Source organism: Paraburkholderia sp. 2C (assembly GCF_054589215.1).
This window is the reverse complement of record NZ_BAAILL010000050.1, coordinates 154,307-168,367: the sequence shown is the minus strand read 5'-3', so window position 1 is coordinate 168,367 and position 14,061 is coordinate 154,307. Positions and strand designations below refer to the sequence as shown.

The window sequence follows — 14,061 nt, the reverse complement described above, 5'->3', positions numbered from 1 at the left end:
GACGGACTCAACGACATGTCCCCAGCAGAACTGATTACAAGCCTTGTGCCCACCGCCGATATTTTTATCGGCGGCGAATGGCGTCGCGGGCGCGGTGTGCCTTACCGGAGCCTGTATCCGGCCGATGGCTCGCTGAACGCAGAGATCTCCACGGCCGATGCCGATGATGCACGCGCAGCGGTCGAAGCAGCCGATGCCGCATGGCGGCGCGCCGACTGGTCGGGCCTGAAACCGCATCAGCGCGCGGCGATCCTGTATCGCATCGCCGCGTTGATCCAGGCGCGCCACGAAGCACTCGCGCAATTGCAGCGTCGCGATAACGGCAAGCCGATCGGCGAAACGCGCGTGCTGGTCGCGAGCGCGGCGAACACCTTCCGCTATTTCGCTGCGTGTCTTGAAACACTCGACGAAGACCTGACGCCATCGCGCGGCGATTATTTGACGATGAGCGTGCACGAACCGCTCGGCGTGGTCGCGGCGATTACGCCGTGGAATTCGCCGATTGCGTCGGACGCGCAAAAGCTCGCACCGGCGCTGGCCGCCGGCAATGCGGTCGTGTTGAAGCCCGCGGAAGTCACGCCGCTCGTCGCGCTCGCGCTTGCGCGCATCTGCGAAGAGGCGGGCGTGCCGAAAGGCGTGCTGAGCGTACTGCCCGGCAAGGGCTCGGTGATCGGCGACGCGCTCGTGCGGCATCCGCTCGTGCGCAAGGTGTCGTTTACCGGTGGCACCGAGGTGGGCCGCGGCATCGCGCGCATCGCCGCCGACAAGCTGATGCCCACCTCGCTCGAACTGGGTGGCAAGTCGCCGACCATCGTCTGCGAGGATGCCGATCTCGATCATGCGGTCAATGGCGTGCTGTATGGCATTTTCAGCTCGTCGGGCGAGGCGTGCATCGCGGGTTCACGCCTTTTCGTCGCACGTTCGATCTACGACGTGTTCGTCGAGCGGCTCGTGGCGGGCGCGAAGCGCCTGCGGGTCGGCGACCCGTCGCTCGACACTACGCAGATGGGGCCGCTGATCAGCGCCTCGCATCGCGAGTCGGTCGAGCGCTATGTCGCACTCGGCCTCGAAGAAGGCGGGCGACTGTTGTGCGGCGGCGAGCGTCCGACCGGCGGCAACCGCGAGCACGGCTACTTCTACCTGCCTACGATTCTCGAAGGGCTGCCGAATACGGCGCGCATCTGCCGGGAAGAAATCTTCGGACCGGTGCTGGTCGCGATGCCGTTCGATGACGAAGCGTCGTTGATCGCGCAGGCGAACGACAGCGTGTTCGGTCTCGCCGCGGGCATCTGGACGCGCGATTACAAACGCGCGTGGCGGATGGCGCGCGCGCTCGAAGCGGGCACGGTCTGGATCAATACGTACAAGCTGTTTTCGATCTCGACGCCGTTCTCGGGCTGGAAGGAAAGCGGCATGGGCCGCGAAAAGGGGCGCTTCGGCATCCGCGAATACATGCAGCAGAAGAGCCTTTACTGGGGCTTGAATGACGCTCCGCTCGCGTGGGCGAATTAAGGAATCAAGAGGCTATGAGGCGTTCATCAAGCGCCTGGAGACGGTTATGAGCATCCTCGGTATCGAACAGATTACATATGGCGTGACCGACCTCGACGCGTGCCGCCGGTTTTTCGCCGACTGGGGCCTGACGGAAATCGCACACGACGCGGGCCACGCACGTTTCGAAACGCTGAACGGTTGTACGGTGCTCGCGGTCGATGCAAACGACCCGTCGCTGCCGCCCGCGTTCGAAGCCGGTGCGACGCTGCGGGAAGTGACGTGGGGCGTCGCGGCCGCGCAGGAACTCGACCGCTATCGCGCAACGCTGGCGGAGCAACCCCGCTTCTTCTCGACCGCCTTGTCGGTCGGTTGCATCGACCCGAACGGCATGGCGATTCGCATCGAGGTCACGCGCCGCCGCGCGATCGACGTGCACGGCTCGCCCTCGAACGTATGGGGGCAAACGCTGCGCGTCGATCAGCCGAGCCCGATCTATGAGCGCGCGGAGCCGGTGGAAGTCGGGCACGTCGTGTTCTTCACGAATTGCCTCGCGGCGCACACGGCGTTCTATCGCGAACGCCTGGGCTTCGAGCTGTCGGACCGCTACCCGGACCGCGGCGCGTTCCTGCGCTGCGCGCCGCACGGCGGCCATCACGATCTGTTCCTGCTCGCCTTGCCGGGCGGCAAGCGCGGTCTCAATCACGTCGCTTTCACGGTGCGCGATATTCACGAGGTGTTCGGCGGCGGCCTGCATATCAGTCGCCGGGGCTGGGAAACGCAGTTGGGACCGGGGCGCCACCCGGTGTCGTCCGCGTATTTCTGGTACTTCCGCAATCCGGCCGGCGGGCTGATCGAGTACTACGCGGACGAGGACATGCTGACGCCCAGCTGGCAGCCGCGCGACTTCGAACCGGGTCCGACCGTGTTCGCGGAATGGGCGATCGACGGCGGCCTCGACGGCAACACGCGGCGGCAGAAGAATGCGAATGCCGTGGCGCCGGCGGGCCGCTTCATGACGGAGCGCAAGGATGACTGACGCGACGGCGGGCGATGCGGCTGCCGATTCCGTTGCGGCCGCAACCATCGGCATGCCGCGGACGATCGCGGTGATCGGCGGCGGACAGGCGGCGGGCTGGATCGTGAAGACGCTTCGCAAGGAGGGTTTCGGCGGGCGCATCGTGATGATCGCGGACGAAATGCATCTGCCCTATGAGCGTCCGCCGCTGTCGAAGGCCGTGCTCGCGGGCGATGCGGGCATCGATACGGTCCGGCTTGTCACGCCCGACGACTTCGCCGCGTTGAATGTCGAAGCGTGGCAACCGGAGCGGGCGATGTCGATCGACCGCGCGCAACGGCTCGTGCGCACCGCAAGCGGCCGTGAAGTGCATTACGACCGGCTCGTCATGGCGACGGGCGGCGCGCCGCGCAGATTGCCCGACACGCTCGTCAGCACTTCGCATCTGACGTATCTGCGCACGCTCGACGACGCGCTCGCGCTCGGCGAGCGCCTGCGCGCGAGCAAGCGCGTGCTCGTGGTCGGCGGCGGCTGGATCGGACTCGAAGTTGCCGCGACGGCGCGCAAGCTCGGCGTCGAAGCGACGGTGATCGAAGGTGCGACGCGTCTGTGCGCGCGCTCGGTGCCGCCGCTCGTGTCCAGTTTTCTGCTGGACCTGCATCGGGCGCACGGTGCGAACGTGCATCTGGACGCGGCGCTCGCATCGCTTGCCGATCATCCCGACGACGCATCGCGCGTGCGCGCGACGCTTGCCGACGGTACGGTGCTCGATGCGGACTTCGCCGTCGCCGGTATCGGTCTCGCGCCGCATACGGCGCTCGCGGAGGCGGCGGGACTGACGGTGGCCGATGGCGTCGTGGTCGATGCGTTCGGCGCGACGAGCGACGCGCATGTGTTCGCGTGCGGCGACGTCGCGAATCATCCGAATGCGTGGCTCGGCCGCCGCGTGCGGCTCGAATCGTGGGCAAATGCGCAAAACCAGGCGATCGCCACCGCGCGCGCGATGCTCGGAAAACCCGAGCCGTACGCGGATATCCCATGGTTCTGGTCCGATCAGTACGACGTGAACCTGCAGATTCTCGGCGATGTGCCCACCGATGCGCCGCTGCTGGTGCGCGGCGATCTCGCGGCGCGGCGCGCGATGCTGTTTTATCTCGAACCTGTCCTGTCGGGGGGCCTCGACCGCGGCCTGCTGCGCGGCGCGATTGCGATCAATAACCCGCGCGAGCTGAAGCTCGCGCGCAAGTGGATGAATCAGGGCCGTGTGGTCGAGCTTGCCGCGTTGGCGGATGCGCAGACCGCGCTTGCATGAGCGGCATACGAAGCCGGCTCGAACCGATCCACAACGAACTCGCAAAAAGAATTTCGACATGCATTTTGCGCGCAGTAGAATGAACTGCAAACCGTATTAGAAACGACGTTTCATTTGTGGAACGTTGTAAGCAGCGATAACGCCCTATTCACGAGGTGACCTATGAGAAGTGGAAGTCCGTTGAAGCCGTTCGCCGCCTGTCGCGGTATCACGCGCGTCGCCGTCCTGGTCGGTGGCATGCTCGCGGCCGCGCTCGCGCATGCCGATCCGGCCGCGCTACGCGTCGGCATTGGCGGCGCGGCTGAAGAGCAATTGTGGCTGCTGCACGCGAAGCCCGCGATCGCACCGGGGCAGGGCAAGGACTACACGCTCGACATCACGCGTTTTGCCGGCAACGACAAGCGCTTCCAGGCGTTCGAAGCGGGCGCGCTCGATTTCATCACGACGAGCGCGAATGCAGCGCTGCTTGCCGCATCGGAAGGCGCGAAATTCAAGGTCGTCGCGTCGCTCGCACGGGAAAGCGCGAGCGGCTTCCAGACCACGTATCTCGTGAACGACAACTCGCCGATCAGGACGGTCAAGGATCTGAAGGGCAAAAAGATCGGCATCGATGCGCTGAACAGCTCAACGCACCTGTGGGCGAAGCTCGTGCTGGAGAAGAGCGGCCTCGACCCGGACCGGGACGTGACGTTCGTGCCGGTCAGCTTTCCCGCGCAGGGCCAGGCGCTGCGTTCCGGGATGATCGACGTCGGCGTGTTTCCGCAGCCGTTTGCGAGTTCCGAGGAGACACACGGCGGTGTGCGGCCGTTGTTCACATCGCGTGACGCGATTCCGTTCGACCAGGAGTTGATGCTCGTGATCGCCTCGCCAGACGTGTTGAAGAACCAGCCGGCGGCCGTGCATTCGTTTCTGAAAGATCTCGAAACGTCGACGCGCTATTACGACGACCACACGAAAGACGCGCGCCAGGCGTTAATCGATGCACGCGAGGTGCGCGTGACGCCGGCGGTTTATCTGTCGATGTCGGACTACTACCGCGACCCGAGCGACAAGGTCGACGTGCAAACGCTCGCGAAAATGCAGGACATCCTGATCAAGAACGGCATCCAGCGCAAGCCGACGGATGTGAATCAGCTCGTCGACATGTCCTGGTTGCCGAAGGAATAAGTTCAATGCCGATCCTCGAAGCACGCGGTGTGCGCAAAGTGTTTGCGACACCGAAAGGTTCCGTCGCCACGCTGGACGGGTTCAATCTGGCGGTCGAGGAAGGTGAGTTCCTCGCCATTCTCGGTCCGTCCGGCTGCGGAAAAAGCACGTTTCTGCACATGGCGGGCGGGTTCGATCAGCTGACTGGCGGCGAGATCCGCGTCGACGGCAAGCCGATCGATCGTCCGGGGCGCGACCGCGGGATGATGTTCCAGGGTTACTCGCTGTTTCCGTGGGCGAGCGTTGCCGACAACATCGCGTGGCCGATGCGTATCGGCGGCGTGTCCGCGCCGGCACGCGCGGCGCGCGTCCAGGAACTGCTGACGATGATCGGTCTGCCGGAAGGCGGCACCATGTACCCGGCGCAACTGAGCGGCGGCATGAAGCAGCGCGTCGCCCTCGCACGCATGCTCGCGCTCGAGCCGCGCATCATGCTGATGGACGAGCCGTTCGGCGCGCTCGATGCGCAAAACCGCGAGCTGTTGCAGGAAGAACTCGGCAATATCTGGGCGCGGCATCGCCGCACCGTGCTGTTCGTCACCCATGACATCGACGAGGCGGTGACGCTGGCGACGCGCATTGTCGTGTTTTCGACGCGGCCCGCGCAAATCAAGCTCGATCTGAAGGTCGAGCGCGACGGCCTCGATTTTGTTGCGTTCCGCAAATCGCAGCGCTTCTTCGAACTGCGAACCACGCTATGGGAAGCGTTACGAGAAGAGGTGATCAAGGCGCGAGACGTGGAGCAGGTCGCATGAGTGCGGTACTCGAGATTCCCGCTCAGCCGCGCCGCGGCACATGGTGGCGGCGCATGCGTTATATGGCCGGCCGCGCGACCGTGCCGCTGGTGGTCCTCGTGCTGTGGCAGTGGTTTGGCGCAAGCGGCAAGCTGCCACCGTATCTGTCGTATCCGGGCGCGATTGTGGATGCGACGCGCGAGCTCGCCGGCGAGGGCGAATTGTGGACATATTTGCGCGACAGTCTGATACGGCTTATCGGCGGCTTTGCGATCGGCTCGGCAACCGGCGTCGCGATCGGGCTGCTCGCCGGCCTGTCGAAGCCGATCGGCGAATTCGCAGACCCGCTCGTCGCGTTTATCTATCCGGTTCCGAAGATCGCGTTTTTACCGGTCGTGCTGCTTGTTTTCGGCCTGACGAGTGCGACGCAGACTGCGATCGTCGCGTTGAGCGTGTCGTTCCCCGTGTTTCTCGCTGCGCAGCACGCGGTCCAGCAGATGGACAAGCACCTGATCTGGGTCGCGCGCAACTTCGAGACGCCGTTTCCGACATTGCTGTTTCGTGTCGTGCTACCCGCCACGCTGCCTGGCATTTTCGCGGGATTGCGCGTGGCGCTCGCACTGTCGTTCGTGTCGCTGTTCGCCGCGGAACTGATCGGCGCGAAAACGGGCTTGAGCCTGCTGATCACCGAAGGTGAGGATTGGGTGCGCTACGACATCATGCTGACGGGCGTCGTCGCGTACGGGCTGCTGGGCTTTGTCGCCGACCGGTTGCTGATGGCTGTACGCAAGCGCGTGCTGCGCGGCGCACTCCTCGGCACCGAGGAGGCGCAGCGATGATCGCGCTCAAACGTGTGTGGTCGGGCGCTCGCGCGTGGTATTCGGTGCCTCTGGTGCTGTTGCTGTGGCAGTGCCTTGCGCTGTCCGGCGTCGTGTCGCCACGCGTGTTGCCGTCGCTCGGCACAGTACTGGAAGCGTTTGTCGGCGACGCGCTGTCCGGCAACCTTCCGTATCACGCGCTCGTGACCACCGGGCGCACGCTCGCGGGCTTCGCGATCGGCTCGGCGGCCGGCGTGCTGATCGGCTTCGGGCTCGCGCGCGTGCGATGGTTCGAATATCTGTTCGAGCCGGTGTTTTTCGCGGGCTACCCGGTGCCGAAGATCGCGCTGTTTCCGATCTTCACGTTCCTGTTCGGCATCGGTTCACCGTCGAAGATTGCGTTTGCCGCGCTCGAGTGTCTGTATCCGGTCGTTGTCGCGACGCATCTGGCGAGCCGCGCGACGGCGCGTGAAATCGTTTGGGCCGGCCAGAACATGGGGATGAGCCGCAGTACGCTGCTGCGTCACGTGCTGATTCCCGCGGCGCTGCCCGGCATTCTGAATGGTTTGCGCATTGCCTTGCCGATCGGTATGACGGTGGTGATCGTCACTGAAATGATCGGTGACACGCACGGGCTCGGCTTTTATATCGCGAATGCAGGGGCGACGTTCCGGTACGACCGGCTGTACGCGGGCATGCTGGCGGTCGGCCTCGTCGGGCTTGTGCTCGACCGCGCGCTGGTCTTTGTGTCGCGCCGTATTTCGCATGGCGCGCGCTAGCGCGTTTTCACGGCGGGGCGCACGTTTCCTTCGCTTTCGTATTGACCCACTGACGACGAACAACATGATGGACATCAACGAAGATCTCAAGCGTGCGCTCGACCGGCTCGCGCTCGGCTGCCGCATCCTCGAATTCGAAGGGCACGGCGACATGTCGCTCGGGCATCTGTCGCTGCGCGATCCGCAAGGCCGGGGTTTCTGGCTCAAACGCAATCGTATCGGGCTCGAGGAAGTGCACGGCGCGGAGGATTTCGTGCTGGTGAACTTTGAAGGCAAGCAGATTGCGGGCAGCGGTGGCCGCCATTCGGAGTGGCCGATTCATAGTGAGATTCTGCTCAAGCGCCCCGATGTGCAGGTGGTCGCGCATACGCATCCGCGTCACGCGTCGATTCTGTCGGGCTGCCTCGAGCGCTTTACGCCGTACACGCTCGACGCCGATTATTTCGGTGAATTGCCCGTATTGCGAGAAACTGCCGCATTGATCGTGAAGCCGGAAGAAGGCCGCGCACTTGCCGACGCGATGGGCGAGCGCGATGTCGTGATGATGGCCAACCATGGCGTGACATTCTGCGGCCGCTCAATCGAGCATGCGATCTGTGTCGGTGTGTTCCTCGAACGCGCGGCGCGGCTGGAGGTGCTGGCGCGCTCGGCGTCGCTGGCGCCCGCGGTCCTGGCGCCCGAAGCGCGCGCGAAGCGCATGGCGCAGATCATGACTCCCGTGCACTGGGAACACTCGTTCGAGTATTTTGCGAGACGAGTCGAGTCGCAAGGAGACGCAGTCGGGGCGGACAGGTCGTAAGTTTAATTTCTACGGGGCTGCACAATCACACTGCAATGCAGCACGCGAGACGGTTGAGACGTTCGTCTCATGCGACGTGAGACGGCGATCTCGCGCGGGAAGTGCGGGAAACGCGTGCCAGCGAAGGCGTTGCACTCTCATCGATTGATTCGGAATGCTTGTCACGTGCAAGACGTGAGACACGTCGACCCTCTTGCACTGCGTCATGTCGCGTTTGCAAAGCGTGCGACGCCATCACGCCTTACGTCGCGAGCCTTGATGCGCGCGGCTCATCGCACTTTGGTCACCGCCGGAAATTTCTTGGCATGGGCATTGCAGTAATGCGCTCCGTCGAAGCCGCGCAGCGCGGCGCAAGCATCGCAAACGGATAGACGCAACAGAAGCAAATAATCAGATCAACGGAGACAAGCCCTTGCCATCGCCCATCACGGTCGGCGTGATCGCGAACCCTGCGTCCGGGCGCGACATCCGCCGCCTGACGACCCATGCTTCGGTCTTTCCGACGGCCGAAAAGGCAAACATGGTCGTGCGCCTGCTTGCGGGTCTCGGCATGCTGGGTGAGGGCCGCGTGCTGACGTTGCGCGACAAGACCGGCGTGGCGGCGCTGCTGTGCCGCGCACTCGATACGCATGCGGCGCTCGGCTACCCCGAGCATTGGCCCGATGTCGAATTTCTCGATCTGCCGGTCACCGACAGCGTCGCGGACACGCACGCCGGCGTCGACCACATGGTGCGCGCCGGCGTCGATCTGATCGCGGTGCTGGGCGGCGACGGCACGCATCGCGCGGTCGCTGCGCATTGCGGCTGCGTGCCTTTGCTCACGCTGTCCACCGGCACCAACAACGCCTTTCCCGAGATGCGCGAAGCGACCGTCGCGAGCCTCGCGGGCGCGCTCGTCGCGGCCGGTGTCGTGCCGCCCGACGTTGCATTGACGCGCAACAAGCGGCTCGTCGTGCGCTGCGTCGCAGGCCCGAACCGAGGCCGCAAAGAGATCGCACTCGTTGACGTCTGCGTCAGCCGGCAGCGCTTTATCGGCGCGCGCGCGGTGTCGGACCCGGCCGATATCGACGCCCTCTACCTGACCTTCGCCCCGCCCGACGGCATCGGCCTGTCGTCGATCGGCGGCGCGTGGGCGCCGGTAGAACGCAGCGCGTCGCATGGTTTGCATCTGACCTTTGCGCACGACGGCGGAGCCGGCGTGCCGGTCTTCGCGCCGCTCGCGCCGGGCCGCGTCGGACAGGTGACGATGCGCACCTGCGACCGGCTCGACATCGGCGAATGGCTGCCGCTCGACGCGGGCCGCGGCACGCTTGCGTTCGACGGCGAACGCGAAATTGAGTTGGAGCGCGACGATCGCTATGAGATCGCGCTGGATTGGGCCGGGCCGTTGACGGTCGACGTGGGCCGCACGCTGCGCTATTCGGCGTCGCGGCAATTGATGCGCGAGATAGCCGCGCAGCGCCATTACATCGCCAGATGATCAGACGGAAAGGAGACACACCATGTCTGTTTCGAGTCAGTTGAGCAAGCACAAGCTGCTGGACGCGTATCGGATGATGCGCACGATCCGCGAATTCGAGGAGCGGCTGCATGTCGAGTTCGCCACCGGCGAGATTCCGGGCTTCGTGCATCTGTATGCGGGCGAGGAAGCGTCCGCGGTCGGCACGATGCTGCATCTGAATGATGCCGATTATGTCGCGACCACGCATCGCGGCCACGGTCACTGCATCGCGAAGGGCGTCGACGTGCGCGGCATGATGGCGGAAATCTATGGCCGCACGACAGGCGTCTGCCGCGGCAAAGGCGGCTCGATGCATATCGCGGATCTGTCGAAGGGCATGCTCGGCGCGAACGGTATCGTCGGCGCGGGCGGACCGCTCGTCTGCGGTGCGGCGCTCGCGGCGAAGTACAGGAAGACCGGCGGCGTCGGCGTCTGCTTCTTCGGCGACGGCGCGTCGAATCAGGGCGTTATTTTCGAGTCGATGAATCTCGCGTCGATCTGGCGGTTGCCTGCGATCTTTATCGCGGAGAACAACGGTTATGCGGAATCGACCTCGTCGTCGTGGGCCGTCGCGTCGGACAACATCGCCGACCGCGCGAGCGGATTCGGCATGCCGGGCGTGATTGTCGACGGCTTCGATTTCTTCGCGGTGCACGAAGCGGTGGGCGAAGCAATCGAACGCGCGCGTGGCGGCGGAGGACCGACGCTCGTCGAAATGAAGCTGTCGCGCTACTTCGGCCATTTCGAAGGTGACGCACAGACGTATCGCGCGGCCGGCGAAGTGCAAAAACTGCGCGACGAGAAGGATTGCCTGAAGCGTTTCGAGGAACGCGTCGTGCGCGCCGAGATGCTGAGCGCCGGCGAACTGCGCGACGTCGACGCGAAAGTGAAACAGCTGATCGACAGCGCGGTGAGCGAAGCGAAAGCGGCACCGGCGCCGGGCGCCGAAGACCTGCTGACCGATGTTTACGTGTCGTATCCCTAACGGATTGCCGGCCGCAAGCCAGCCACGCACAGATACATTCAAGGAGACGGACATGGCACGCAAGATCAGCTATTCACAGGCAATCAACGAAGCCTTGAGTCAGGAGATGGCGCGCGACGAAAGCGTCATCGTGATGGGCGAAGACAACGCGGGCGGCGAAGGCGCGCCCGGCGAGCACGACGCGTGGGGTGGCGTGCTCGGCGTAACGAAGGGGCTTTATCACAAGTATCCGGGGCGCGTGCTCGATACGCCGCTGTCGGAAGGCGGTTTTATCGGCGCGGCGGTCGGCGCGGCCGCGTGCGGCATGCGGCCGGTGGCGGAACTGATGTTTATCGACTTTATGGGCGTCTGCTTCGATCAGATCTTCAATCAGGCCGCGAAATTCCGCTATATGTTCGGCGGCAAGGCGGTGACGCCGGTCGTGATTCGCACGATGCAGGGCGCGGGTCTGCGCGCGGCGGCGCAACACTCGCAAATGCTGACGTCGCTGTTTACGCATGTGCCCGGCCTGAAAGTGGTGTGCCCATCGACGCCGTATGATGCCAAAGGCCTGATGATCCAGGCGATCCGCGATAACGACCCGGTCATTTTTTGCGAGCATAAATTGCTGTACGGCCGGGAGGGCGATGTGCCCGAAGAGCTGTACACGATTCCGTTCGGCGAAGCGAATGTCGTGCGCGAAGGCGACGACGCGACAATCGTGACCTATGGCCGCATGGTGCACTTTGCGACCGAAGCGGCCGACAAGCTCGCGAAAGACGGCATCCACGTCGACATCATCGATCTGCGCACGACGTCGCCGCTCGACGAGGAGACGATCCTTGAAAGCGCGGCGCGGACCGGCCGCGTCGTGGTGGTCGACGAAGCGAATCCGCGCTGCTCGATGGCGACCGATATCGCCGCGCTCGTCGCGCAGAAGGCGTTTCATTCGCTGAAGGCGCCGATCGGGCTCGTCACCGCGCCGCACACGCCCGCGCCGTTTGCGAGCGTGCTCGAGGACCTGTACATCCCGTCGGCGGATCAGATCGCCGCCGCGGTGACCAGGACGACGAAGACGACGCACTGAGCGAGGTAACAGCAATGCCGATTCACATGGTAACGATGCCCAAGTGGGGCTTGTCGATGGAGCAGGGCCAGGTCAACGGCTGGCTGAAGTCGACCGGCGACAAGGTAAGCCGCGGCGACGAGCTGCTCGACGTCGAGACCGACAAGATTTCGTCGGGCGTCGAGTGTGCGTTCGACGGCACGCTGCGCCGGCAGATCGCGAAGGAGGGCGATACCTTGCCGGTCGGCGCGTTGCTCGGCGTGGTGGCCGACGTCGAGACGCCCGATGCGCAAATCGACGAAGCGGTTGCCGCATTCCAGCGCGACTTTGTGCCGGCGGCCGCGGCGCAAGCCGATGCGGGGCCGCAGCCGGAGAAAGCGCAGATCGGCGGCCGCACTGTGCGGTTTCTCAAGGTCGGCGACGGAGGCGGCACGCCCGCCGTGCTGATCCACGGTTTTGGCGGCGACCTCAACGCGTGGATGTTCAATCATGCGGACCTTGCCGCCCACCGCGAAGTGTGGGCGCTCGATCTGCCGGGGCACGGCGAATCGGGCAAAGCCGTCGATACCGGCAGTGTCGAGGAACTGGCCGATGCGGTGCTTGCGTTTCTCGACGACCGCGGCATCGAGCGCGCGCATCTGGTCGGACATTCGATGGGCAGCCTCGTGGCGATGACGATCGCCGCGCATGCGCCCGCGCGTGTCGCGTCGCTCACGCTGATCAGCGGCGCGGGGCTCGGCGAGGAGATCAACCGCGCGTATATCGAAGGCTTCGTGGCCGGCAGCAGCCGCAATACGTTAAAGCCGCACATGCTGCAGCTATTCGCGGACCCGGCGCTCGTCACGCGGCAAATGATCGAAGACATCGTGAAGTACAAGCGGCTCGAGGGCGTCAACGAGGCCTTGCAGAAGATCGCGGCGCTCGCGTTTGCCGATGGCGTGCAGCAGAAGATCTACCGCGATCGCGTCGGCGCGCTGGCGCCGCGCGCAATGGTGATCTGGGGCGCGCAGGACCAGATCATCCCCGCGCGGCACGCGCACGGTTTGTCCGGCGATATCCGGGTGCATGTGATCGAAGGCAAGGGCCATATGGTGCATATGGAAGCGGCGTCCGAAGTGAATCGGCTGTTGAACGACTTCTTCGGCGGAGCATGACGATGCGAGCCGTGCCGCAAGACGAAGTGGCGGATTCTGTGTCGGCGCCGGTTTCGGCGTCGGGCAGAGCAGGCATCTCGGGCGCGACGGCGCTCGGGCAGCATGGCCTGCGCAGCCGCGACACGATCGGCCAGTATCTCGCGCCTTCGAAATTTCATATGCCCGTGCGGCGCTACGTGTCGCCGGAAACATTCGAAGCATGGCGCGACGAAGGCATGCGGCTGGGGTTCAAGGACGTGGTGGCGGGCCCGCTCGTGCGGTCTTCGTACCATGCCGATCAGGTTGGCCGGAGCGCGGGCCGGTGAAGCCCGCGTGCAGCCCGTGCAAAGCCCGCTGGCTCCGGGAGCCGCGTGAACGTCTCTGGCGGTGACGCGGTACGCCGCAATGTGGACGAAGCAGAGCGGGGAAACGCAGCGTTGCTTGCCGGTCGCCCGGCTCTCGCCGCCAACTTAGGCGGCGAGATGCGATGCTTGCGCGCGATCGGCCACGTCGTTATCGGCGAGATGACGGAACGTCTGCGCCGTTAAGCGGGCATACCGTCGGTTAAATCACCCGTTCCCGCAGTTTCGCGGAAATCAGGTCGATCGCCGTCACCACCACCACGACCATAATCAGTACCGCCGACGTCTGCGCATAATCGAACGAGCGGATCGACTCGTACAGCACGACGCCGATGCCGCCCGCACCGACCATCCCGACCACCATCGCCGAGCGCACGTTCGACTCGAACCGGTACAGCGCGTACGAGATCCACAGCGGCAGCACCTGCGGCAGCACACCGTAGATGATTTCGTCGAGATTCGTTGCGCCGGTCGCGCGCACGCCTTCGGCCGGACGCGGATCGATCGCCTCGACGGCCTCCGCGAAAAGCTTCGCGAGCACGCCGGTCGTATGCACCCACAAAGCGAGCACACCGGCGAACGGACCGAGACCGACCGCGACGATAAACAGCATCGCGAACACCATCTCGTTGATCGCGCGGCACGCGTCCATCACGCGCCGCATCGGCTGCACGATCCAGATCGGCGCCATGTTGTGCGCCGACATCAGTCCGCACGGAATCGCGCAGACGATCGAGAGCGCGGTGCCCCACACGGCGACCGCAAGCGTCACGAGCATCTCGTGCAGGTAGATGCGCCAGTCGTCGAAATTGGGCGGGAAGAAGTCCTTGGCGAACTGTCCCATGTTGCCCGCGTCGGCGAACAGATCGAGCGGGCGC

At 64.8% G+C, this 14,061-nt stretch carries 13 protein-coding genes and 1 pseudogene; 13 read left to right on the top strand and 1 reads right to left on the bottom strand.

Features of this window, described 5'->3' with window-relative positions:
- Positions 1-15: 15 nt before the first annotated feature.
- The 13 genes and pseudogenes from ACYPXD_RS27645 to ACYPXD_RS27585 all read left to right on the top strand — a co-directional run.
- On the top strand, positions 16-1,512 hold the full coding sequence (locus tag ACYPXD_RS27645) for an aldehyde dehydrogenase (RefSeq protein ID WP_459718982.1): 1,497 nt from the start codon (positions 16-18) through the stop codon (positions 1,510-1,512).
- 46 nt (positions 1,513-1,558) lie between these two features.
- Complete coding sequence (locus tag ACYPXD_RS27640) at positions 1,559-2,530, top strand: VOC family protein (RefSeq protein ID WP_459718978.1); 972 nt, start codon at positions 1,559-1,561, stop codon at positions 2,528-2,530.
- A gap of 52 nt (positions 2,531-2,582) precedes the next feature.
- Complete coding sequence (locus tag ACYPXD_RS27635) at positions 2,583-3,821, top strand: NAD(P)/FAD-dependent oxidoreductase (RefSeq protein ID WP_459719646.1); 1,239 nt, start codon at positions 2,583-2,585, stop codon at positions 3,819-3,821.
- Positions 3,822-3,983: 162 nt separating this feature from the next.
- The gene (locus ACYPXD_RS27630) at positions 3,984-4,988 is read left to right on the top strand and encodes an ABC transporter substrate-binding protein (protein ID WP_459718975.1); all 1,005 of its coding nucleotides are present in this window, start codon (positions 3,984-3,986) and stop codon (positions 4,986-4,988) included.
- Between the two features lie 5 nt (positions 4,989-4,993).
- Positions 4,994-5,782, top strand: a complete 789-nt coding sequence (locus ACYPXD_RS27625; protein ID WP_459718973.1) for an ABC transporter ATP-binding protein — start codon at positions 4,994-4,996, stop codon at positions 5,780-5,782.
- Positions 5,779-6,600 carry an ABC transporter permease gene (locus ACYPXD_RS27620; protein WP_459718969.1) on the top strand — a complete coding sequence of 274 codons (822 nt, stop codon included), beginning with the start codon at positions 5,779-5,781 and terminating at the stop codon, positions 6,598-6,600. The genes ACYPXD_RS27625 and ACYPXD_RS27620 overlap by 4 nt, the downstream gene beginning before the upstream one ends.
- Positions 6,597-7,358 (top strand): ABC transporter permease, encoded by a 762-nt coding sequence (locus ACYPXD_RS27615; protein WP_459718966.1) that lies wholly within the window; start codon positions 6,597-6,599, stop codon positions 7,356-7,358. Before ACYPXD_RS27620 ends, ACYPXD_RS27615 begins: the two co-directional genes overlap by 4 nt.
- 64 nt (positions 7,359-7,422) lie before the next feature.
- The gene (locus ACYPXD_RS27610) at positions 7,423-8,157 is read left to right on the top strand and encodes a class II aldolase/adducin family protein (RefSeq protein ID WP_459718964.1); all 735 of its coding nucleotides are present in this window, start codon (positions 7,423-7,425) and stop codon (positions 8,155-8,157) included.
- A 412-nt stretch (positions 8,158-8,569) separates the two neighbouring features.
- A complete protein-coding gene (locus tag ACYPXD_RS27605) occupies positions 8,570-9,637 on the top strand; it encodes an ATP-NAD kinase family protein (protein ID WP_459718961.1) in 1,068 nt (355 codons plus the stop codon).
- A gap of 22 nt (positions 9,638-9,659) precedes the next feature.
- A complete protein-coding gene (locus ACYPXD_RS27600; protein WP_459718957.1) occupies positions 9,660-10,643 on the top strand; it encodes a thiamine pyrophosphate-dependent dehydrogenase E1 component subunit alpha in 984 nt (327 codons plus the stop codon).
- A 52-nt stretch (positions 10,644-10,695) separates the two neighbouring features.
- Positions 10,696-11,709: an alpha-ketoacid dehydrogenase subunit beta gene (locus tag ACYPXD_RS27595; RefSeq protein ID WP_459718955.1), complete on the top strand. Its 1,014-nt coding sequence runs from the start codon at positions 10,696-10,698 to the stop codon at positions 11,707-11,709.
- 14 nt (positions 11,710-11,723) lie between these two features.
- Complete coding sequence (locus ACYPXD_RS27590) at positions 11,724-12,842, top strand: acetoin dehydrogenase dihydrolipoyllysine-residue acetyltransferase subunit (RefSeq protein ID WP_459718950.1); 1,119 nt, start codon at positions 11,724-11,726, stop codon at positions 12,840-12,842.
- Between the two features lie 122 nt (positions 12,843-12,964).
- Positions 12,965-13,147 (top strand): annotated as a pseudogene (locus tag ACYPXD_RS27585) (lipoyl synthase); the annotation flags it as partial.
- Positions 13,148-13,385: 238 nt separating this feature from the next.
- Here ACYPXD_RS27585 and phnE read toward each other — a convergent pair.
- Positions 13,386-14,061, bottom strand: a 676-nt coding sequence (gene phnE, locus ACYPXD_RS27580) for a phosphonate ABC transporter, permease protein PhnE (RefSeq protein ID WP_459718947.1), incomplete at its 5' end; no start/stop codon positions are given.

What these genes read in the sequence shown, in the direction of transcription:
- ACYPXD_RS27645 (WP_459718982.1), top strand. Translation starts at nt 16, where the DNA reads ATGTCCCCAGCAGAACTGATTACAAGCCTTGTGCCCACCGCCGATATT.
- ACYPXD_RS27640 (WP_459718978.1), top strand. Translation starts at nt 1,559, where the DNA reads ATGAGCATCCTCGGTATCGAACAGATTACATATGGCGTGACCGACCTC.
- ACYPXD_RS27635 (WP_459719646.1), top strand. Translation starts at nt 2,583, where the DNA reads ATGCCGCGGACGATCGCGGTGATCGGCGGCGGACAGGCGGCGGGCTGG.
- ACYPXD_RS27630 (WP_459718975.1), top strand. Translation starts at nt 3,984, where the DNA reads ATGAGAAGTGGAAGTCCGTTGAAGCCGTTCGCCGCCTGTCGCGGTATC.
- ACYPXD_RS27625 (WP_459718973.1), top strand. Translation starts at nt 4,994, where the DNA reads ATGCCGATCCTCGAAGCACGCGGTGTGCGCAAAGTGTTTGCGACACCG.
- ACYPXD_RS27620 (WP_459718969.1), top strand. Translation starts at nt 5,779, where the DNA reads ATGAGTGCGGTACTCGAGATTCCCGCTCAGCCGCGCCGCGGCACATGG.
- ACYPXD_RS27615 (WP_459718966.1), top strand. Translation starts at nt 6,597, where the DNA reads ATGATCGCGCTCAAACGTGTGTGGTCGGGCGCTCGCGCGTGGTATTCG.
- ACYPXD_RS27610 (WP_459718964.1), top strand. Translation starts at nt 7,423, where the DNA reads ATGATGGACATCAACGAAGATCTCAAGCGTGCGCTCGACCGGCTCGCG.
- ACYPXD_RS27600 (WP_459718957.1), top strand. Translation starts at nt 9,660, where the DNA reads ATGTCTGTTTCGAGTCAGTTGAGCAAGCACAAGCTGCTGGACGCGTAT.
- ACYPXD_RS27595 (WP_459718955.1), top strand. Translation starts at nt 10,696, where the DNA reads ATGGCACGCAAGATCAGCTATTCACAGGCAATCAACGAAGCCTTGAGT.
- ACYPXD_RS27590 (WP_459718950.1), top strand. Translation starts at nt 11,724, where the DNA reads ATGCCGATTCACATGGTAACGATGCCCAAGTGGGGCTTGTCGATGGAG.